20 protein-coding genes are annotated in these 20171 nt (G+C 69.3%); 15 read left to right on the top strand and 5 right to left on the bottom strand.

Annotated elements, in window-relative coordinates; genetic code table 11:
- Positions 1–69: 69 nt before the first annotated feature.
- The 6 genes from MQH31_RS12585 (at position 70) to MQH31_RS12560 (ending at position 3540) form a co-directional block, all read left to right on the top strand.
- The gene (locus MQH31_RS12585) at positions 70–726 is read left to right on the top strand and encodes a MarR family winged helix-turn-helix transcriptional regulator (protein ID WP_243012326.1); all 657 of its coding nucleotides are present in this window, start codon (positions 70–72) and stop codon (positions 724–726) included.
- A gap of 9 nt (positions 727–735) precedes the next feature.
- Positions 736–1263 (top strand): adenine phosphoribosyltransferase, encoded by a 528-nt coding sequence (locus tag MQH31_RS12580; RefSeq protein ID WP_134533291.1) that lies wholly within the window; start codon positions 736–738, stop codon positions 1261–1263.
- 79 nt (positions 1264–1342) lie between these two features.
- Complete coding sequence (locus MQH31_RS12575) at positions 1343–1957, top strand: NUDIX domain-containing protein (RefSeq protein ID WP_243012325.1); 615 nt, start codon at positions 1343–1345, stop codon at positions 1955–1957.
- Positions 1958–2036: 79 nt separating this feature from the next.
- Entirely contained in the window at positions 2037–2483 is a 447-nt protein-coding gene (locus MQH31_RS12570) for an OsmC family protein (RefSeq protein WP_243012324.1), read from the top strand.
- Positions 2483–2857, top strand: coding sequence for a hypothetical protein (locus MQH31_RS12565; protein WP_243012323.1), 375 nt, complete (start codon positions 2483–2485; stop codon positions 2855–2857). The genes MQH31_RS12570 and MQH31_RS12565 overlap by 1 nt, the downstream gene beginning before the upstream one ends.
- Entirely contained in the window at positions 2854–3540 is a 687-nt protein-coding gene (locus MQH31_RS12560) for an ArsR/SmtB family transcription factor (RefSeq protein ID WP_243012322.1), read from the top strand. Before MQH31_RS12565 ends, MQH31_RS12560 begins: the two co-directional genes overlap by 4 nt.
- A 34-nt stretch (positions 3541–3574) precedes the next feature.
- Here MQH31_RS12560 and MQH31_RS12555 read toward each other — a convergent pair whose 3' ends face one another.
- Together MQH31_RS12555 and MQH31_RS12550 are read right to left on the bottom strand one after the other, a co-directional pair.
- The gene (locus MQH31_RS12555) at positions 3575–4042 is read right to left on the bottom strand and encodes a nitroreductase/quinone reductase family protein (protein WP_243012585.1); all 468 of its coding nucleotides are present in this window, start codon (positions 4040–4042) and stop codon (positions 3575–3577) included.
- Positions 4042–4905: a DUF1295 domain-containing protein gene (locus tag MQH31_RS12550; RefSeq protein WP_243012321.1), complete on the bottom strand. Its 864-nt coding sequence runs from the start codon at positions 4903–4905 to the stop codon at positions 4042–4044. The genes MQH31_RS12555 and MQH31_RS12550 overlap by 1 nt, the downstream gene beginning before the upstream one ends.
- An 82-nt stretch (positions 4906–4987) precedes the next feature.
- Here MQH31_RS12550 and MQH31_RS12545 point away from each other — a divergent pair, with 82 nt between their 5' ends.
- A complete protein-coding gene (locus MQH31_RS12545) occupies positions 4988–5542 on the top strand; it encodes a hypothetical protein (protein ID WP_243012320.1) in 555 nt (184 codons plus the stop codon).
- Positions 5543–5606: 64 nt separating this feature from the next.
- Here MQH31_RS12545 and MQH31_RS12540 read toward each other — a convergent pair whose 3' ends face one another.
- Positions 5607–8246: an ATP-dependent DNA ligase gene (locus MQH31_RS12540; protein ID WP_243012319.1), complete on the bottom strand. Its 2640-nt coding sequence runs from the start codon at positions 8244–8246 to the stop codon at positions 5607–5609.
- 115 nt (positions 8247–8361) lie between these two features.
- Between MQH31_RS12540 and ku the strand changes: the two genes are divergently transcribed.
- The 5 genes from ku to MQH31_RS12515 all read left to right on the top strand — a co-directional run bounded on the left by ku (position 8362) and on the right by MQH31_RS12515 (position 11793).
- Positions 8362–9225, top strand: coding sequence for a non-homologous end joining protein Ku (gene ku / locus MQH31_RS12535; protein ID WP_243012318.1), 864 nt, complete (start codon positions 8362–8364; stop codon positions 9223–9225).
- A 28-nt stretch (positions 9226–9253) separates the two neighbouring features.
- A complete protein-coding gene (locus tag MQH31_RS12530) occupies positions 9254–9871 on the top strand; it encodes a CDP-alcohol phosphatidyltransferase family protein (RefSeq protein WP_134533301.1) in 618 nt (205 codons plus the stop codon).
- Positions 9872–9957: 86 nt separating this feature from the next.
- A complete protein-coding gene (locus MQH31_RS12525) occupies positions 9958–10371 on the top strand; it encodes an FHA domain-containing protein (protein ID WP_134533712.1) in 414 nt (137 codons plus the stop codon).
- Positions 10371–11069 carry a transcriptional regulator FtsR gene (gene ftsR, locus MQH31_RS12520; protein WP_243012317.1) on the top strand — a complete coding sequence of 233 codons (699 nt, stop codon included), beginning with the start codon at positions 10371–10373 and terminating at the stop codon, positions 11067–11069. Before MQH31_RS12525 ends, ftsR begins: the two co-directional genes overlap by 1 nt.
- Before the next feature lie 172 nt (positions 11070–11241).
- Complete coding sequence (locus MQH31_RS12515; RefSeq protein WP_134533305.1) at positions 11242–11793, top strand: MerR family transcriptional regulator; 552 nt, start codon at positions 11242–11244, stop codon at positions 11791–11793.
- Positions 11794–11964: 171 nt separating this feature from the next.
- Here the strand turns inward: MQH31_RS12515 and MQH31_RS12510 are convergent, their stop codons facing one another.
- Positions 11965–12771 carry a ParA family protein gene (locus MQH31_RS12510; RefSeq protein ID WP_134533306.1) on the bottom strand — a complete coding sequence of 269 codons (807 nt, stop codon included), beginning with the start codon at positions 12769–12771 and terminating at the stop codon, positions 11965–11967.
- 77 nt (positions 12772–12848) lie between these two features.
- On the opposite strand from MQH31_RS12510, the gene MQH31_RS12505 reads away from it, so the two are divergent.
- From MQH31_RS12505 to def, 3 genes are all read left to right on the top strand, one after another.
- Positions 12849–16253: a pyruvate carboxylase gene (locus tag MQH31_RS12505; protein ID WP_243012316.1), complete on the top strand. Its 3405-nt coding sequence runs from the start codon at positions 12849–12851 to the stop codon at positions 16251–16253.
- Positions 16254–16342: 89 nt separating this feature from the next.
- Positions 16343–17707 carry a MinD/ParA family ATP-binding protein gene (locus tag MQH31_RS12500; protein WP_243012315.1) on the top strand — a complete coding sequence of 455 codons (1365 nt, stop codon included), beginning with the start codon at positions 16343–16345 and terminating at the stop codon, positions 17705–17707.
- A 51-nt stretch (positions 17708–17758) separates the two neighbouring features.
- Positions 17759–18250 carry a peptide deformylase gene (gene def / locus MQH31_RS12495; RefSeq protein ID WP_134533310.1) on the top strand — a complete coding sequence of 164 codons (492 nt, stop codon included), beginning with the start codon at positions 17759–17761 and terminating at the stop codon, positions 18248–18250.
- Positions 18251–18257: 7 nt separating this feature from the next.
- Here the strand turns inward: def and MQH31_RS12490 are convergent, their stop codons facing one another.
- A complete protein-coding gene (locus tag MQH31_RS12490; protein WP_134533312.1) occupies positions 18258–20093 on the bottom strand; it encodes an AMP-dependent synthetase/ligase in 1836 nt (611 codons plus the stop codon).
- Between the last annotated feature and the right edge of the window lie 78 nt (positions 20094–20171).

Raw genomic sequence — 20171 nt, 5'->3', positions numbered from 1 at the left:
GATCTTTCCGTCACCTTACCCGTAAAAGTCGCTAACCAAGTTAGCTAAATGTGAGGCTAGCATGGAGCAATGCCCGAACGAGCCACTTCTCCGTCGCTGTCGCCGTCGCCGGAGCCGACCTTCTGGCCGGTGCCCGCGTCACGCGGTGCGTCGAGCGCACCGGGCGAGACCAGTCCGCGCGACGTTCTCGCCGCGCTCCGGGAGTTCCGCGCGGCGGATGCCGCGATGCGCCAGCGCGCCCAGGCGCAGCTCGCCGTCAACGAGACAGACCTCCTCGCCATCCGGCACCTGATCCAGGGGGAGGCCCGGCATACCCCCGTGAGCCCGAAGGACCTCAGCGCCTATCTGGGCATCTCGACCGCAGCGACGGCGAAACTGCTCGCGCGCCTGTCCCGGACCGGGCACATCCGGCGCGAGGCGCACGCCGTCGACGGGCGCGTGCAACTCATCTATGCCACTCCGTCCGCCCGCAGCGAGGTGCGCAGGGCGCTCGGCGCGGTGCACGGACGCATGTTCGCGGCAGCGGAAGAACTCGATCCCGCCGAGCGCCGCGCCGTGATCCGCTTCCTCGCCAACGTCGCAGACGCGATGTCCGTTGGCGAGCGGTTCCCGGCGCCGGTCCAGGTATCGGTCCCGGCATCGAATCCGGCGCCGGACCCGGCGCATGCGAACGGTGCCGCCCCGGACAGGGGGGCGGAAGCGGTCCGGCGGCACGGGACCGCCTAGGCTTGACCGGTGCCAACACCAGCAGCCGACCATGTGACCGCCCTCCTCGCGTCCTATCAGGACTTCCCCGAGACGGGCATTCTCTTCCGTGACCTCAATCCCGTGTTCGCCGACGCCGTGGCCTTCCGTACGATCATCGACGAACTCGCCGAGCGATTCCACGGTCAGTTCGACGCGGTCGCGGGAATCGAAGCGCGGGGCTTCCTGCTCGCGGCGGCCGTCGGGTACGCGGCGGGGGCATCCGTGCTCGCCGTGCGCAAGGGCGGCAAGCTGCCCGGGTCCGTTCTCTCGGAGAACTACGACCTCGAATACGGTTCGGCGTGCCTCGAACTCGAGATCGGCCAGCTGCCCGAGGGATCCCGCGTGCTCGTCCTCGACGACGTGCTCGCTACCGGCGGAACGATCGCGGCGACGTCCCGGCTCGTCCGGCGCGCCGGCTACCGGCTGACCGGCGTCGGCGTCGTGCTCGAGCTCACCGAGCTCCTCGGCCGCGATCGCCTCGGCACCACCCCGCTGCACACCATCGTCGCCCTCTAGGACCGTCGCCGCGCCCGTTTCGGCAGGCCGCTCCCGAAACGGCGGGCGCGCCCTGCCGAAACCGTAGCGGCGGCAGCGGATGCCGGACGCACCACTCTCCGCGACCGCCGGAATCCGCCGCTCCGCCCCGCACGGTGCGAAATCCGGACGCCGTGAGGCGATCCGCGACCCGATGCAGCATGCTTGGAGCATGACGGGAAACGGCGACGAGTGGGTCTTCGCGCCAGACGGCCGCAGGTTCTGGGGACGGTTCGGCGCCGCGGGGCTGCTCGTGCACCACGAGGAGCTCGGCGTGCTCATGCAGCACCGCGCCGCGTGGAGCCACAACGGCGACACCTGGGGGCTTCCCGGCGGTGCCCGCCACGAACACGAGACCGCCCTCGAGGCCGCCCTCCGCGAGGCGAACGAGGAGGCCGGCGTGCCCGCCGAGCTCGTCAGCGTGCAGTTCAGCTCGGTGCTCGACCTCGGCTTCTGGTCGTACACCACGGTCGTCGTGCTCGCCCTCGAACCCTTCGAGCCCGTGATCAGCGACCGGGAGAGCATCGCGCTCCGCTGGGTGCCCACCGAGCTCGTCGACGAGCTGCCCCTGCACCCCGGCTTCGCCCAGAGCTGGCCCGCCCTGCGTGCCCGCCTCGTCGGGGCGGATGCCGGCGGCCCGGCCACGGACATCCGCTCGCCCCAGCCGCGCGCCTGACCAGCACCCGGGATTGTCGACGCTGAAGTCGCGCGATAGTTCGGCACGCAACGAAGCGAGCGCGCCCTAGCGTGGAGGCATGATCACGCACACCTATACGAGCGCACTGCGCTGGGCCGGTCGAACCGTCGACTACGACAGCTACAGTCGCCGGCATCACGTGACCATCGCGGGCACGACCACCACACTCAGCGCCGCAGCAGCGTTCCACGGGGACGGTGACGTACCGAACCCGGAACAGTTACTTGTTGCGGCGGCGAGTTCGTGCCAGTTGCTGTCGTTCCTCGCCGTGGCGGCGCATGCGGGTGTCGAAGTCCTGGAATATCTCGATGACGCTGAGGGATTTATGCCGGACGACGCGCGTCCGGTGCGGCTCACCACGATCATCCTTCGCCCGAAGATCGTTGCCAGGGGCGCGACGTGCAGCGAGATCGAGCGTCTGCTTCGCAAGGCTCATCGACAGTGCTACATCGCCAACAGTCTCACCGCCGTGGTCACGCTCGAACCCGAGATCTCGGTGTGCTGATGTTCGACATCGAGGTGTCGGTCGCGAACGGAGCGGCGTCGTTGGCGCAGATCGGGAGGGTGCTCGGTGCGGCGGGGATAGGGCTCGAGGGCGGTGGAACGTGGTCAGGTGTGGCCCATTACCTGGTCGCCAACCCGGATGCCGCCGTGTCCGCTCTGGTCGCAGCCGGACTCGGACCCGTCGTCTCCCGCGCCGTGCTCGTTGCGGAGCTGGACGCAGATGTGCCTGGTTCGCTCGGGCGGATGATGCAGGGGCTCGCGGATGCCGGCGTCGTGCTGCATGGCCAGTACAGCGATCACGACAATCGCAAGGTCCTCCTCGTCGACGACGTCGAGGCGGCACGGACCGCGCTCCGGCGAGCAGGCGCGGTATGAGGGGTGAGCCGGATATCTCGGCACCGGCACGGGCGCTCGGCGACCCCGCTCGCGGTCGAATGGTCAGTGCGCTGCTCGGGGATCGCGCGATCCCGGCCAGTGAACTCGCCCGAATCGCGGGTGTTTCCGCGTCCACGGCGAGCGAACACCTCCGGGTGCTGCTCGATGCCGGCATTGTGACCGTCGACAGCCGGGGGAGGAACCGGTTCTACCGCCTCGCCGACGGCAACGTCTCGCTCGCCGTCGAGGCGCTCCAGGCGATTGCGCCGCTCACCGAGATTAGCTCGTTGCGTCAGCACCGCGTGGCGGGGGAGCTCCGCCAGGCCCGGACCTGTTATGACCATCTCGCCGGGGACCTGGGGCTTCGCATCACAGATCTCCTCTGCGACGCCGGGATCATCAGCGGCGTGCAGGTCGGTGCGGCGTCGCACGCTCCGGATCCGTTCCCGAGCGGTCCGATCGTGGAGGCTCTGGGAATCCACCCGTCAGCCGGTCCGCGACCGTGGATGCGCGGATGCCTGGACTGGACGGGACGGCGAGCTCACGTGGCGGGTCAGCTGGGAGTACAGATCCTCGAAGCCCTGGAATCGAAGGAATGGATCGTCCGCCGGCCGGACACTCGGGCGGTCAGTCTCACCGCCCGGGGTGCCGAACACCTCGTCGGACTCGAATCATCCGTCTGAAACACAGCAACGCATCGGAGCACGTCCGCTGGCGTCAGACGGCGGGCAGCACCCGGAAGACCGGGTGGTCCGCGGCGATCGCCTCGAACGCGGCAACGGGTTCGTGCCTGTCCACGGACAGGTGCGGGCGGCCGCCGGGGGCCTTCTCCACGAAGCGCTTCAGGATCGGCGCGCGTTCCTCCGCAGGCACCTCGACGAGCCAGACCGGGCGCGCCGTCCTCCGGCGGAGGGTCGCACGGCCGCCCGCCGCGCGCACGTTCCGCACCCAGTTGCACTCGCCGAGCATCGAGACGAGGTACCACCGGCCGGCGACATCGGCCATCCCGATCGGGAACCGGGTGATCTGCCCGCTGCGGCGACCGACGACCTCGAGGGAGACCCAGCGTCGCGGCAGCACCCCGAGGCGCAGCGCCCGGTTCCACAGCCGCGCATACCGCTTCGCCGTGGCGTTCCCGCGCCTGCCGGCGTACATCGCGCGAAGCCGGTCGGCCTGCGCGCCCATCACAGCGCCCTCCGCACGGGGACGGACTCCGGCCGGGGGACCGCGCGCGGGAACCACGGCACGATCGGGCTCGTCACGCGCTGGTAGGCCGGGTACCCGGGGTGCCGGGACACCGAGATCCGCTCGGTGAACACCGTCGACCCGATGAAGAGCCCGGTGAGGAGCAGCGCGCCGAGCCCGGACCACTGGAGGAGACTCCCGGCGGCGACCGCGCCGAACAGGAACACGACCCACCACTGGCCGAGCTCGCAGAAATAGTTCGGGTGCCGCGAGTAGCGGAACAGCCCGGTGCGGAGCACGTCCGGTCTCGCGGCCCCACCCTCTGCCGGAGAACCGGCCGTGTCGGCCCCGCGCGGTCCCCGCGCCCGGTGGAAGTCCCACTGCTGCTGGTCGGCGACCCCTTCGCCGACGAGGAGCAGCAGGAAGGCGAAGGTCAGGCCCAGATCGGCGGGGCCGAAGGGGTTCGCGGCGTGCAGTGCTGCGGTCGCGGCGGGCAGCACGATCAGGAGCAGGATCGCGTTCTGGTAGATCGTGATGAAGAACAGGTTGAAGAGTCCGAACCCGGCCGGCGACATCCGCCCGCGGAGAACGGCCCACCGGTAGTCCTCCCCGCCGGGGGCGTAGCCGCCCTTGCGGGCGAAGTTGAACGTCAGCCGCGCACCCCACAGGGTCACGAGGACGGCGATCGTCACGAGGCGCGCGTCGTCGAAACCGGCCCCCGCTGCGAAGACCCACGCGTAGACCGGCGGCACCAGAGACCAGGACCGGTCCACCCAGGAGTATTCGCCGGTGAGCAGCGAGAGAATCCAGGCCGTGGCGCAGGAGGTGAGCATGATCCAGAGGCAGACGACGAACGGGTCCATGTCCGAAGCGTACGCCCGGTGCGGCCGCCCGGCCGTGCGACCAGGACCGTGCGACCCGCTACCGTTGACACCCGGAGGAATCATGAAACTGGAGCCGTTGTTCCTGAGGCTCGACCGGGTCGCCGGTGGTCGCTCGGTCGAATACACCATCGCGCCCGAGATGCGCCGGCACCCCAAGACGCGCCGTGCGTTCGTCGCGATCCTGTGGCTCCTCGCCGCGGAACTGGTCCTCGGCGCTGCCGCGGTCGTGATCGCGGTCCTGTTGTTCCTCGGCGGCACCGCGATTCCGTCCTCGGTCTGGATGCGCACCTTCGTCGTGCTCGCGATGACACTCACTCTGCTCTACTTCGCCTGGCGTGCGCAGAAGGGCTTCTACTGGGCCTACCTGCGGCTGCGCCTGTTCAGCAAGATCTTCCCGGTGATCACGCTCGTCCTCGCCGCGATCCCGGGCCTGTATCCGTTATGGATGGTCAGCGAGCAGATCCTGTTCAGCCTCATCATGATCGGCGTCGGCGACTACCTCTCGTCCGATCACATGCGCGAGGCATTCCCGAAGCCGCAGCGCACGCCGAAGCCGCCGCGTTCGCCGAAGCCGCCGCGCGCACCGAAGCCGCCGCGCCCCACCACGTCGCTCTAGTCCGGGGCGGCCGGACCCCGCCCGGCGGTCGCGCTGCGCTCTGGCGCTGGCCGCCGCGTCCGGTTCATGCCTCCCGCACGACCTCGGCCGCCGTCTTGTCCGGGCGCCGGCCCCGCCACGACGGATGCCGCAACCGGCCGTCCGCGGTCCACTCGAGGTAGTCGACCTCCCCAACCAGGACCGGCCGCACCCAGTGCGCATCGCGCACGTCGGCCGCGGGGACCGCGGTGAACGGGTTCTCCGCCTGGGCGAGCCGGTCGAGCCGGCCGCGCAACGCCACGAGGTCCCGGTCGCGGAAACCGGTGCCGACCCTGCCGACATACTCGAGGCCCGTCGCCGACGGGATTCCGAGCAGCAGCGAACCGAGGGACCGCGACCGGTTGCCATTTCCGGTGCGCCAGCCGCCGATCACCACCTCCTGCGACCGGTGGTGCTTGATCTTGATCCACGACCGGGACCGGCGCCCGCCCTCGTATCCACCGTCGGCGTCCTTCGCGACGATGCCCTCGAGACCGAGCTCGCGGCTCACCCGCACGGCCGTCTGCGCGTCGCCGGGCAGGTCCGGCGAGAGCTGCACCGCCCCGTCGCCCGCGACGAGCGACTCGAGGATCGCCCGCCGTTCCGAGTATGGCGTGCGGCTGAGGTCGACCCCCTCGCGTTCGAGCACGTCGAACACGAGGTATTGCACCGGGGTCGCGGCTGCGGCTGCGGCCACCGTGCGACGGGTCAGGTGCATCCGGCTCTGCAGCAGGCCGAAGTTCGGCCTGCCCGAGCGGTCGAGCGCGACGATCTCCCCGTCCAGCACCGCGCTGGCCGCATGGACGGCGGCCGGAATGGCCGTGAGCAGCTCGGGGTAGGCATCCGTCACCTCGTTGCCCGCCCGGGTGAAGAGGTGCACCGGCCGCTCGGTGCCCGTCGTGGACAGGTAGGCGAGTGCACGGATGCCGTCCCACTTCGGTTCGAACGCCCAGCGGATGTCCGCGACCAGGTCGGCGGCAGACCCGAGCGTCGCGAGCATGGGTGCGTACCGCCCGCGCGGGCTCGCATCCGGCCGGTCTGTCGGCGCACCGCCGGTACCCACCCCCGCACCGGCATCCGCACCCGGCCCGGAATCCGCACCAGAACGTGCAGCCGCCCCGTCGTCCGCCGGTGCGGTCGGAGCGCCCGTCACGGCCGCCGCGGCGGACTCGGTCCGCCGGCGAGCCCCTGCCCCCGCCTTCGGTTTCATCAGGTGGATGAGCCAGTTCTGGGCCGAGCGGTCGTGAGAGCCCTGGCCCTGGGCATTCGTGCGGATGAGCGCGAACCGCCGCGAGCCATCGAGGCCCCCGCCCGGTTCCCCGTGCAGCGTCGCGATGACTTCGTCCTCCCGCCACTTCTCGAGGTCGTAGTGGCCACGATCCCAGATCGACACCGTGCCCGCACCGTATTCCCCGGCCGGAATCTCGCCTTCGAACCCGCCGTACTCGAGGGGATGGTCCTCGGTTCGCACGGCGAGGTGGTTCTTCGCCGCGTCCGTGGGCACCCCGCGCGGGAGCGCCCAGGATGCGAGCACGCCCTCGTGCTCGAGACGGAAGTCATAGTGCAGGTTCCTGGCGTGGTGTTCCTGGATCACGAAGCTCTGCCGGTCCGTCTGCGCAGTCGCGGGTGCGGCGCCGGCGTCCGGCACCGGCTCCGGGGTGCGTGCCGCGCTGCGTTTGCTGCGATAGACGGCCAGCCGGTCGCCGGGGTCGGGGTCGGCGGCGCCCGCGTCCGCGTCGCCCGCGCCGGCGTGCGTCGTCCCGTGTGCCCCCGAACCGTGTACCTCCGTACCGTGCGCCCCGAGCAGCGGGGCGAGCGGATCGCCGCTGTGCTCGACCCGGCTCAACGCCTGCCTGTAGTCGAGCTGGGTGAGACCGGGTTCGGCGAGCTCACGCCAGGTACGGGGCATCGCGACCATCGGCCGGAACGTGCCGCGCAGGGAATACGGCGTGATCGTGGTCTTCGCGGCGTTGTTCTGGCTCCAGTCCACCAGGACCTTGCCGCCCCTGATCGACTTCTTCATGTCGCTCACGACGAGGTCGGGGTGGTCGGCTTCGAGCGCCCGCGCGAGTTCGTGCGCGACCTGGGAGATCTCGTCGGACGTGTGGGTCAGGTCCAGGGCCGCATAGAGGTGGATGCCTTTGCTCCCGCTCGTGACCGGGAACGGGTCGAGTCCCATGTCGCGCAGGATGGCGCGGGCGAGCCGGGCCACCTCGGCGCAGTCCGGAAGCGTGACGCCCTCGCCGGGGTCGAGGTCGAGCACAAGCCGGTCGGGATTGCGCCGGCTGCCGTCCCGTCCGAACTGCCACTGCGGAACGTGGAGCTCGAGCGCCGACATCTGCCCGAGCCAGGTCAGGGTCGCCACGTCGTTCACGAGCGGGTACACGTTCGTGTGGTCGGTGTGCTCGATCGAGTGGCGCTGCACCCAGCTCGGCGCCGAGTCCTCGAGGTTCTTCTGGAAGAACATCTTCTCCGGCTTCTCCGGCGTGCCGACCCCGTGCACCCAGCGTTTCCGCGTCGTCGCACGGTTCGCGGCGTGCGGAACGAGCACCTCGGCGATCGCGGCGTAATAGCCGAGGACATCCGCCTTGGTGGTGCCGGTCTCGGGGTAGAGCACCTTGTCGAGGTGCGTGAGCGTCATCCGGTGCCCGTCGACGGACACGATCTGGCTCGTCGCCTCGTTCATCCGGTCTCCGTTCCGATCGATTCGCGCCAGGTCCTCCCGCTGCCGTTCTTCCAGCATGCCCGTCCAGTCCCCGTCCGGCTAGTACGGGCGGCGGATGCGGTGTCTACTGTTTCGCATGAGATCGATCTGGAAGGGCTCCATCACCTTCGGCCTCGTCAACGTGCCCGTCAAGGTCTACAGCGCGACAGAGGACCATGACACTCCGCTGCACCAGGTCCACGACGCAGACGGCGGGCGCATCCGCTACCAGCGGCGGTGCTCCCGGTGCGGCCGGATCGTCGACTACGCCCACATCGACAAGGCGTACGACGACGGGGAGAACACGGTCGTCCTCACCGAGGAGGAGCTCCGCAGGCTGCCGGCGGAGAAGAGCAGGGAGATCGACGTCGTCGAGTTCGTGCCGAGCGAGCAGCTCGACCCGATGCTGTTCGAGAAGAGCTACTACCTCGAGCCGGACGGTGCATCGCCCAAGGCGTACGTCCTGCTGCGGCGGGCGCTCGAGGCGAGCGACCGCACCGCGATCGTGCGGTTCGCCCTCCGCCAGAAGACCCGGCTTGGCGCGCTCCGGGTGCACGGCGACGTGCTGCTCCTGCAGGCGCTGCTCTGGAGCGACGAGGTGCGGGAGGCCGACTTCCCAGCCCTGGCCGAGACGACGAGGATCTCGCGGCAGGAGCTCGAACTCTCGGCGGCGCTCGTCGAGTCCTTCGCCTCCGATTTCACCCCGCAGGACTACCGAGACGACTACCAGGACCAGCTCAGGGACCTGATCGAGGCCAAACTGACCGCCGGAGAGACCGTCGAGGCGGCCGAGGCCGGGGAGGCGGGGGAGTCCGCGGAGGAGGAGTCCGCAGGCGGGGAGGTCCTCGACCTGATGGAGGCACTGAAACGCAGTGTCGAGCGCAGCCGGGCCGGGGGGAAGGGCGAGACCGCGGCAGACGGCGAGGACACGGCGCGGCCGGCGAAACGCCGCATTCCTTAGCGGCCGGGCACCTCGATAGACTCGCACAATGGCAGCGGCCGAAGTACCGATCGTCAGTTCCAGGGTTCTGACCCTGCCGAACGTCTTGAGCGCCCTCCGGCTCGCCCTCGTTCCGGTCTTCCTCGTCCTGCTCGTCCGCGGTGCGGACGCCTGGGCCCTGCTGGTGCTCCTCGTGGCGAGTCTCACCGACTACCTCGACGGCGTGATCGCGCGGCGCTTCAATCAGATCACCCGGCTCGGCCAGCTGCTCGATCCCGCTGCCGACCGGCTCTACATCTTCGCGGCCCTCCTCGGCCTGGCCTGGCGTGACCTCGTGCCGTGGTGGATCGTGCTCATCGTGATCGGCAGGGACGTCTTCCTCCTCGGCCTCGGCATCGTCCTCGCGAACCACGGCTACGGGCCGCTCCCGGTCAACCTGCTCGGCAAGGCCGCGACGTTCTGCCTTTTCTACGCCCTGCCGTTGATCATGCTCGGCCAGGCGTTCCCCATGCTCGGCTGGTGGTCTCTTCCGATCGGCTGGGCCTTCGGAATCTGGGGTGCGTTCCTCTATTGGTGGGCCGGAATCATCTACGCTTTCGAGACTGCCCGGGTGATTCGGCTTCCGCGGGTTATTGCGCCCATTCGATCGGATACGATTGACGGGTAGGAGGTGCACCGGTGATTGATTCCAAAAAGCCAGATGAGAGCCAGCGTAAGACCGAGCCCGAAGAATACTCCGGTACCGACACGACGATGACGTTCAGTCAGGGCTTCGCGGCCCAGCTGGCGGCGGTCGACAACGACGTGACGGCAGAGGAGCTGGAAGCGATCTCTGCCCTTCCCTCCGGGTCCGCTCTGCTCGTTGTCCGCCGTGGTCCGAATTCGGGCGCCCGGTTCCTGCTCGACGCCGACGTGACGACCGTCGGCCGGCACCCGCACGCGGACATCTTCCTCGACGACGTGACCGTGTCCCGCAGGCACGCCGAGTTCCTCCGCCACGGAACCTCGTTCGAGGTCAAGGACCTCGTCTCCCTGAACGGCACCTATTTCGAGGGAGTGCGCATCGAAACCGCCGCGCTCCACGACAGGGATGAAGTTCAGGTCGGCAAGTTCCGGCTCACGTTCTACGCCTCGCGACTCGATCTGGCGCCACAGGCGAGCGAGTAGTGGCAGCGTCCTCCGCCCAGGCCAGGCAGCCGGGTGCGACGTCGCTGTTGAGCATCGGACAGGTGCTCGCTCGCCTGACCCCGGATTTCCCCGACCTCACCCCGTCGAAGCTGCGCTTCCTCGAGGAACAGCGGCTCGTGTCTCCCGCGCGCACCGAATCCGGCTACCGCAAGTTCTGCGCGAGCGACCTCGACCGGCTCCGCCTCATCCTCTCGATGCAGCGCGACCTGTACCTTCCGCTCAAGGTCATCCGCGGCTACCTCGACGACCTCGACGCCGGCAACTCGCCGACGCTGCCCGGGGGAGTCACCCCGGGTCCGTCGATGCTGTCGACCGAACGGCGCCTCAGCCGCGACGAACTCATCCGCGAGGCCGGGGCATCCGCTGCCCTGCTGCACGACGCCGTGTCCGCCTCGATCATTCTTCCCGCGGATGTCTACGGTGACGACGCCCTCGGCGTGCTGCGTGCCCTTGTCGAGCTTCAGCACAGCGGGATCGAACCGAGGCACCTGCGCGGCTTCCGCGGCGCGGCAGAACGGGAACTGGGGCTGATCGAGAGCGCCCTGGTGCCGCTGTCCCGACGCAGGGACGCGTCGAGCCGGGCGAAGGCCGCGGAAATGGCCGTCGAAATCGCCGGCAATTTCGAGGTGATCCGGGGCAGCCTGATCCGTTCGGCGCTCGGCCGCCTCACCAGTTAAGTCGTAGACTGCTGGAGGTGCCGCCGGACCGAATCTGATCCGATCGCGCCTCACCGATATCGTCCCTGACGACACGCCGACGTGTTCGAGCGGATGTCCGCACCGAGGCCCACTTGGCTCGGTAGCGTTGCACCTGCGGTTCGTACCGCACCCCATTCCGAGAGGCGATCGTATGAGCGAGCTCAGCAAGCGTGACGACGCCTCCCGCTACGGTGACGGACTCCTGTTCACCGACGGCATGCCCGACCTCGATGAGAATTCCGGGTACCGGGGCGCCGTCGCGGCCAGAGCCGCCGGCATCACCTACCGCCAGCTGGACTACTGGGCCCGCACCGAACTCGTCGAACCGACGGTGCGCGGCGCGACCGGCTCCGGCACCCAGCGGCTCTACGGCTTCCGCGACATCCTCGTGCTCAAGCTCGTCAAGCGCCTCCTCGACACCGGCATCTCCCTCCAGCAGATCCGTACGGCCGTCAACCAGCTCCGCGAGTCCGGGGTCAGCGACCTGGCCCAGACCACGCTGATGAGCGACGGCGCGAGCGTCTATCTCTGCACCTCCAACGACGAAGTCATCGATCTCGTCAGCCGTGGCCAGGGCGTCTTCGGAATCGCCGTCGGCAAGGTCCTGCGCGAGGTGGAGACGACGCTCGTCGAGCTCGACTCGCAGCCCTCCGATCCCTCGGACGAGCTGGCCGTGCGCCGGCTGTCCCGCAAGGTCTCCTAGCTTCCGAGCCGGAGCATCCGCTCGTTCGCGTTCAGGCGCGTAACGGCACCTTCGCAGTGCCTGCGCTGAGGCGCGGAAGAAGCACCTTCGTGTTGCCTGGGACGGTGTTTCGTCCGCCCTTGAGCGTCGGAAAACACCCCGGACTGGGGGAGCCGAGAGGACCTGAGGAGGCTAGCGCTGCTCCGCGTACTCGCCGATGCGCGCGGTGCGGAGGATGCGTTCGAGCAGCTGGTCGAAGTAGCGTGCCATTTCCTGCGCGCTGTCGCCCGGCCAGGTGTGCAGCGGCTTCGCGGCGCCCTGCGCCTGCTGCAGCGACGTGCGCTCCGGCAGCTGGGGGCTCAGCACGAGCGGGCCGAACATGTCCCGCAGTTCCTTGATCCGGAACTGGTGCTCGAGGGACGCGATCCTGGCCCGGTTCACGATGATGCCGAGCGGCTGCAGGCGCGGGCTGAGGCCGCGGCGGATCTCCTCGATCGCGCGCAGGGCGCGGTCGGCGGCGGCGACGGAGAACAGACCGGGCTCGGTGACGACGGCGACGCGGTCGCTCGCCGCCCACGCGGTCCTGGTCAGGGCGTTGAGGGAGGGAGCGCAGTCGATGAGGACCAGGTCGTAGTCCTTCTCGACCGTGGAGAGGGCCTCTTCGAGCTTCCAGATGTCCCGGATGCTCGGGTGCGGCCCGTCGAAGTTGATGGCGGACGGGCTGCCGATCATGACGTCGATCGTGCCCTGCTGGCCGCGGGTCCAACCGCTCGGAACGATGGCGGCGCGGACGATCTTCTCCTTGGGGGAGGCGAGGACGTCGGCGATGTTCAGGTGGCCGGCGACCTCGATGTCCATGCCGGTCGACACGTCCGATTGCGGGTCGATATCGACGACCAGGGTCCGTACGCCGCGGGCGAAGGCAGCAGAAGCCAGACCCAGGGTCACTGTGGTCTTGCCTACTCCTCCCTTGAGGGAGCTAACGCTTAGTACGTGCACAAGTAGATACGTTACCTTCACTAGTCTTAGAGAACCTAACCGCCAGCTGTGTGCCCGTCGCCTCCTGAAAGGTCTGCATGTTCACGAAAATTCTTGTTGCCAACCGCGGAGAAATCGCGATTCGCGCGTTTCGTGCAGCGTATGAGCTCGGCGCGAAAACCGTCGCCGTCTATCCGTTCGAAGACCGGAATTCCCTGCACCGCCTGAAGGCAGACGAGGCGTACCAGATCGGCGAACCCGGGCACCCGGTCCGCGCCTACCTGACCGTGAGCGAGATCATCCGGGTCGCCGTCGAGAGTGGCGCCGACGCCATTTACCCCGGCTACGGCTTCCTTTCCGAGAACCCGGAGCTCGCACTCGCCGCCCGTGAGGCCGGTATCACCTTCATCGGCCCCGGCGAGCACGTGCTCGAAATGGCCGGCAACAAGGTCACCGCCAAGGAGCACGCGATCGCCGCCGGCGTCCCCGTGCTCAAGTCGAGCGCCCCCTCGAAGGACCTCGACGAGCTCATGGCCGCCGCTGCGGACATCGGCTTCCCGATCTTCGCGAAGGCTGTCGCCGGCGGAGGCGGGCGCGGCATGCGCCGTGTCGCGAGCATGGACGACCTGCGCGGCTCCCTCGAGGAGGCCATGCGCGAGGCCAACAGTGCCTTCGGGGACTCGACCATGTTCCTCGAGCAGGCCGTGCTCCGTCCCCGGCACATCGAGGTCCAGATCCTCGCCGACTCGACCGGCGAGACCGTGCACCTCTTCGAGCGGGACTGCTCCGTGCAGCGCCGCCACCAGAAGGTCATCGAGATCGCGCCAGCACCGAACCTCAGCGACGAGATCCGGACCCGTCTTTACGCGGATGCCGTCGCATTCGCCCGCTCCATCGGTTACGTCAACGCGGGCACCGTCGAGTTCCTGCTCGACACCGTCGGGGAGCGCGCGGGCCAGCACGTCTTCATCGAGATGAACCCGCGGATCCAGGTCGAGCACACCGTGACGGAAGAGGTCACAGACGTCGACCTCGTCGTCGCCCAGATCCGTATCGCCGCGGGGGAGACCCTCGCGGAACTCGGGCTGCTCCAGGACCAGATCCACCTGCGCGGCGCGGCGCTCCAGTGCCGCATCACCACGGAAGACCCGACCATGGGATTCCGGCCGGACACCGGGAAGATCACGACCTATCGCTCACCCGGTGGGGCAGGCATCCGCCTCGACGGCGGAACGATCAACCCCGGCGCGCAGATCAGCCCGCACTTCGACTCGATGCTCGCGAAGCTCACCTGCCGCGGTCGCGACTTCACCGCGGCCGTCACGCGCTCGAAGCGGGCACTGGCCGAGTTCCGCATCCGCGGCGTCTCCACGAACGTCGCCTTCCTCCAGGCCGTGCTGGAAGACCCGGGCTTCGCTGCCGGCGACCTCAGCACCTCCTTCATCGACGAGCGCCCGGACCTGCTCCGCGCCCGCGTCTCCAAGGACCGCGGAACGAAGATCCTGAACTGGCTCGCCGACGTCACCGTCAACAAGCCCAACGGGGTCCCGATCACGCTGCTGAACCCGGCGGAGAAGCTTCCGAAGCTCGACCTCGCGATCCCGGCCCCCGCCGGCTCACGCCAGCGGCTGCAGCTGCTCGGCCCGGCCGGTTTCGCCGCTGAACTCCGTGCACAGACCGCACTCGCCGTGACGGACACCACGTTCCGCGACGCCCACCAGTCGCTCCTGGCGACCCGGGTGCGCACGCGGGACCTCGTCGCCGTCGCGCCGTACGTCGCCCGGATGACGCCGGAGCTCCTCTCGATCGAGGCCTGGGGCGGTGCGACCTACGACGTCGCGCTGCGCTTCCTCGGCGAGGACCCGTGGGAGCGGCTCGCGGCCCTGCGTGCCGCGCTCCCCAACATCAACGTGCAGATGCTGCTCCGCGGCCGGAACACGGTCGGCTACACGCCGTACCCGACCGAGGTCACCGACGCCTTCGTGCGTGAGGCGTCCGACACGGGCGTCGACATCTTCCGGATCTTCGACGCCCTCAACGACGTCACCCAGATGCGCCCGGCGATCGACGCCGTCCTCGGCACCGGCACGAGCATCGCCGAGGTGGCACTCTGCTACACCGGCGACCTGCTCGACCCCGCGGAAGACCTCTACACGCTCGACTACTACCTGCGCCTCGCGGAGCAGATCGTCGACAGCGGCGCGCACATCATCGCGATCAAGGACATGGCGGGGCTGCTCCGCCCCGCCGCCGCCGAGAAGCTCGTCGGCGCGCTCCGCGAACGTTTCCCCCTCCCCGTGCACGTCCACACCCACGACACTCCCGGCGGCCAGCTCGCGACCCTGCTCGCCGCCGCGCGCGCCGGAGCCGACGCCGTCGACGTCGCGAGCGCACCGATGGCCGGCACCACGAGCCAGCCGTCTGCTTCCTCGCTCGTCGCGGCGCTCGCCCACACCGAGCGCGACACCGGCATCTCGCTCAAGGCCGTCTGCGACCTCGAACCGTACTGGGAAGACGTGCGCCGCGTCTACCACCCCTTCGAATCGGGACTCCGCGCCCCGACCGGCCGGGTCTACAGCCACGAGATCCCCGGAGGCCAGCTCTCCAACCTCCGCACCCAGGCCGTCGCCCTCGGCCTCGCCGACGACTTCGAGCTCATCGAGGACATGTACGCCGCCGCGAACCAGATCCTGGGCCGCGTTCCCAAAGTGACGCCCTCGTCCAAGGTCGTCGGCGACCTCGCCCTCTACCTCGCCGCCGTCCGGGCCGACCCGGCCGACTTCGCGGCGAACCCCGGCAACTACGACGTGCCGGACTCCGTGATCGGCTTCATGGCCGGCGAACTGGGCGACCTGCCCGGCGGCTGGCCGGAGCCCTTCCGCAGCAAGGTGCTCGCCGGGCGCAGCATCCACATCGGCGTCACCGAGCTGACCGCGCCGGAACGCGAAGCGCTCGACGGCGACAGCCTGACCCGTCGCTCGATGCTCAACCAGTTGCTCTTCCCCGGCCCGACCCGCCAGTTCGAGCAGATCCGCGAGCTGTTCGGCGACCTCTCCGTCGTCGACACCGTCGACTACCTCAACGGGCTGCAGCAGGGCATCGAACACTCGGTCGAGATCGACAAGGGCGTTCGCCTCTACGTCGGCCTCGAGGCCATCGGCGAGGCAGACGACAAGGGCATGCGCACCGTCATGACCACGCTCAACGGCCAGCTGCGTCCCGTATTCGTGCGCGACCGCGGCATCACCGTGAGCACGAAGGCCGCAGAGAAAGCGGATGCGAACCGGCCGGGCCAGGTGGCGGCTCCCTTCTCCGGGGTGGTCACTCTGCAGGTTGAGGAGGGCGCGACCGTCGAGGCCGGCCAGGCCGTCGCATCCATCGAGGCGATGAAGATGGAGGCGGCCATCACCTCCCCGATCGCCGGCATCGTCGAGCGGGTGGCGATCCCCAAGACGCAGCAGGTGGACGCGGGCGACCTGCTCGTGGTTGTGCGCCCGCGCTAGGCTGAAGGTCGATCGGTCGGCACCCACAGTGGCGCCGCCCGGTCGGGGGCCCAGGCCGGGCCGATTTTTTCACGACGAAGGGACGGACTGTGGTGCCGGAAAAGCGCACGGACACCGGGATCTCTTCGACGGGCGGCGGAGACGCGCAGCCCGGTGACGAGTACAACAGCGAGCTGCCGCCGCACACGATCGACAACCTGGCCGCCGCGCTCCCCGCGGGGCTCGCTGCGGCACCCCTCGCGACGACGGCGATCGGGAGCGGCAGCCCCGCAGGCGGGAGCGACGCCGCCCGCCCCGCGACCCACACCGTCGAGATCAACACCGGGCCGGGCATCCGCGTGGCGGCGGGAGACCGTGCCACCCGGAACGACCGCGCAGACAGGGGCGAGCGCCTCGGCGCCGCCGCGGCCGGGGCCGTGCAGTCGCTCTCCGGCCCCGCCCAGGCCGCCCAGGCGGATGCCGCGACGCAGTCCCGCAGGGAACGCCTGCGCCCGGATGGCGCCGTCCTCCCCGAATCGGCGTCCATGCTCACGTCCGAACGCCTGCTCGCGGTCAATCGCCGCACCCAGCCGCCGCCCCACGGAGGCTGGAACGCCTTCGTCTACGCCGTGACCCTGCACCTCGTCAACCTCGGCGACTCGGCGAAGGTCCGCGCGCACAAGGACATGGACGCCCTGATCCGCAAGGAGTTCGACGGCGGCACCCGGTTCGTGCCGATCCTCACCCGCAAGGGCGGGGTCGGCAAGACCACGGTCACCGCCCTGCTCGGGATGGCCCTCGCCGACGCGCGCGAAGACCGCATCATCGCCGTCGACGCCAACCCGGACCGCGGCACCCTCTCCGAACGGGTCAGCAAGCAGACCAGGTCGACCGTGCGGGACGTCGTCACGAAGGCCGCGTCCATCGGCGGCTTCACCGACTTCTCCTCGCTCGTGTCCCGCGACGCGACCCGGCTCGACATCCTCGCCTCCGACACCGACCCGCTGCTGTCCGAAGCCTTCGACGAGGACGACTACAACGTCGTCGCCGACCTCGCGGCCCGGTACTACTCGATCATGCTCACCGATTGCGGCACCGGGATCGTGCACTCCGTGATGCGGGCGACGCTGCAGCGTGCAGACTCGATCGTGGTGGTCTCCGGCGGCAGCGTCGACGAAGCCCGCCTCGCGTCCGAGACCCTGACCTGGCTCGACGCCAACGGCTACGGCGACCTCGTCCGCAACTCGATCGTCGCGCTCAACACCGCCACCCAGGGCACCAACCTTGTGAAGCTCGAGGAGATCGAGTCGCACTTCCGGTCGAGGGTCCGCGAGATCGTGCGCATTCCCTACGACCCGCAGCTCGCGGCGGGGAGCGTCATCTCGTGGGCGGACCTCAAGCCGATCACCCGGCTCGCCGCGCGCACCCTCGCCGCTCTCGTGGTCGAGGGCCTTCCCGCGCACCGCGGCGCGTGACACGCCATAGACCAACCGACTTGCCCGCACCAACTGACTTGGAGTTTTCCTGTGCCTGAGCGCCAGATCCGTCTCTTCGGAGATCCCGTGCTGAAGACCGTGTCCGCGCCGATCGAGACCATCGACGACCGGGTCACCCGGCTCGTCGTCGACCTTCTCGACAGCGTGCGCCTGCCGGGCCGCGCCGGGGTCGCCGCAGCCCAGATCGGCGTGAACCTGCGCGCGTTCAGCTACAACGTCGACGGCGTGATCGGGTACATCCTGAACCCCGTCGTCGTCGAGGTCTCCGGGGAACCCGCCCTCGTCGAGGAGGGCTGCCTGTCCGTCCCCGGCCTGTGGTACCCGACCAAGCGCTACCCGTTCGCCCGGGTCACCGGGATCGACCTCGCCGGTGAACCCGTCGAGCTCGCCGGAGACGGGCTGATGGCCCAGGCCCTCCAGCACGAGACCGACCACCTCGACGGTTTCCTCTACATCGACAAACTCGACAAGGAGAACCGCCGGGCGGCCATGAAGGAGATCCGCGAGTCCGACTGGTTCTGACCGACCGTCAGCGCACCACCGGGTTCTGCTCGGTGACGACGGGCACGCCCTGGTACATGCCCTCGATCGTCGCGGCGAAGTCCCGCAGGATCACGTCGCGTTTGATGCTGAGCTTGGGCGTGAGATAGCCGTTGTCCTCGGTGAGCTCGACGGTGAGGATCACGAATTTGCGGATGGACTCCGCCCGCGACACGTGCGAGTTGGCGTGGTCGATGGCGCGCTGCACCTCGGCGAGCACCGCCGGGTTGAGCGCCGCCTCGGCGATCGACATCGAGGCATCCTCGCCGTTGTTGTGCAGCCAGACCGCGAGCATGTCGGGGTCGAGCGTGACGAGCGCCGCGATGAACGGCTTGCGGTCTCCGACGACGATGACCTGGCCGACGAGGGGGTTGGAGCGGATCGGGTCCTCGAGCGCGGCCGGCGCGACGTTCTTGCCGCCCGCGGTCACGATGATCTCCTTCTTGCGGGCCGTGATCGTGACGAAGCCGTCGGCGTCGAAGTCGCCGATGTCGCCGGTGCGGAACCAGCCGTCGTCGAAGGCGGCCTGGGTCGCCTCGGGGTTGTGCCAGTACTCCTTGAAGACGTTGACGCCCTTGACCTCGATCTCGCCGTCGTCCATGATGCGGATCGAAACACCGGGAAGGGGCGGGCCGACGGTGCCGACCTTGAACTGGTCGGTGCGGCCGACCGTGGCGGGTGCCGTGGTCTCGGTGAGGCCGTAGCCCTCGAGGATCTTGATGCCGAGGCTGTGGTAGAAGTGGCCGAGGAACTCGCCGAGCGGGGCGGAGCCGGAGACGGCGTAGCGCACCTTGCCGCCCATGGCCGTGCGGAGCTTGCTGTAGACGAGCCGGTCGAAGATCGCGAACCGGATCTTCATCGAGAGGCTCACCGGGGTTCCCTCTGCGAGGGCCTTCGAGTGCTTGACCGCGAGGTGCGCGGCGGCCTCGAAGATCTTGCCGCGACCGGCGGCCTCCGCCTTCTGCTCCGCTGAGTTGTAGACCTTCTCGAACACCCGCGGCACCGCGAGCAGGAACGTGGGCTTGAACGACGCGAGCGCGGGCAGCAGCTGCCGGGTGTCCGGCTGGTGCCCGACCCGCACGTTCCCGTGCACGCACAGCACCGCGATGAACCGGGCGAAGACGTGCGCGGTCGTGATGAACAGCAGGGTGGATGCGCCGTCCTCGTGGTTGAGGACGCCCGAGAGGGCGATCCCCGCGTTTCGCGAGGTCTCGACGAAGTTCGAGTGCGTGAGCACACAGCCCTTCGGCCGGCCGGTGGTCCCCGCGGTGTAGATCAGGGTCGCGATGTCGGCGCCGGTCGCGAGGCGACGACGGCGCTCGATCTCGGCATCCGGAACGTCCACGCCTCCCGCGACGATCTTCGCGAGGTCGCCGAGGTCGATCTGCCAGACGGTTCCGATGTCCGGGAGGTCGGGGTGCACCTCGTCGAACTTGGCGAAGTGGTCCGCGGTCTCGAGGATCACGGCGGAGGCGCCGGAATCGCCGAGGATCCACTGCATCTGGGTCGGAGAGCTGGTCTCGTAGACCGGGACCAGGACGGCGCCGGCGAACCAGGTCGCGAAGTCGATGAGGGTCCACTCGTAGCGGGTCTTGCACATCAGGCCGATCTTGTCGCCGGGCTCGATGCCTGCTGCGACGAGCCCCTTGGCGAGGCTCACGACCTGACGGTGGAATTCGGACGTCGTCACGGGGGCCCAACCGGCACCGCGGGGAACCGAGAACAGCACGGAATCCGGGGTGGCGGCGAGGCGATCCACGAGGAGATCGGTGATGTTCGCCCCTGGGTCGGCTGGGACGACTGCGGGCATATCGAACTGTTTCACGGCAACTCCTCTGGTACCGGGCGGATGTGCACACTCTAGCCGGGCGACATGCGGAGCAGTCGTTTCGACTCGCAGCGC

It is taken from the genome of Cryobacterium zhongshanensis (genome assembly GCF_022760445.1).
Taxonomy (GTDB): domain Bacteria; phylum Actinomycetota; class Actinomycetes; order Actinomycetales; family Microbacteriaceae; genus Cryobacterium; species Cryobacterium algoricola.
This window is presented reverse-complemented; position numbering and strand designations above follow the sequence as displayed.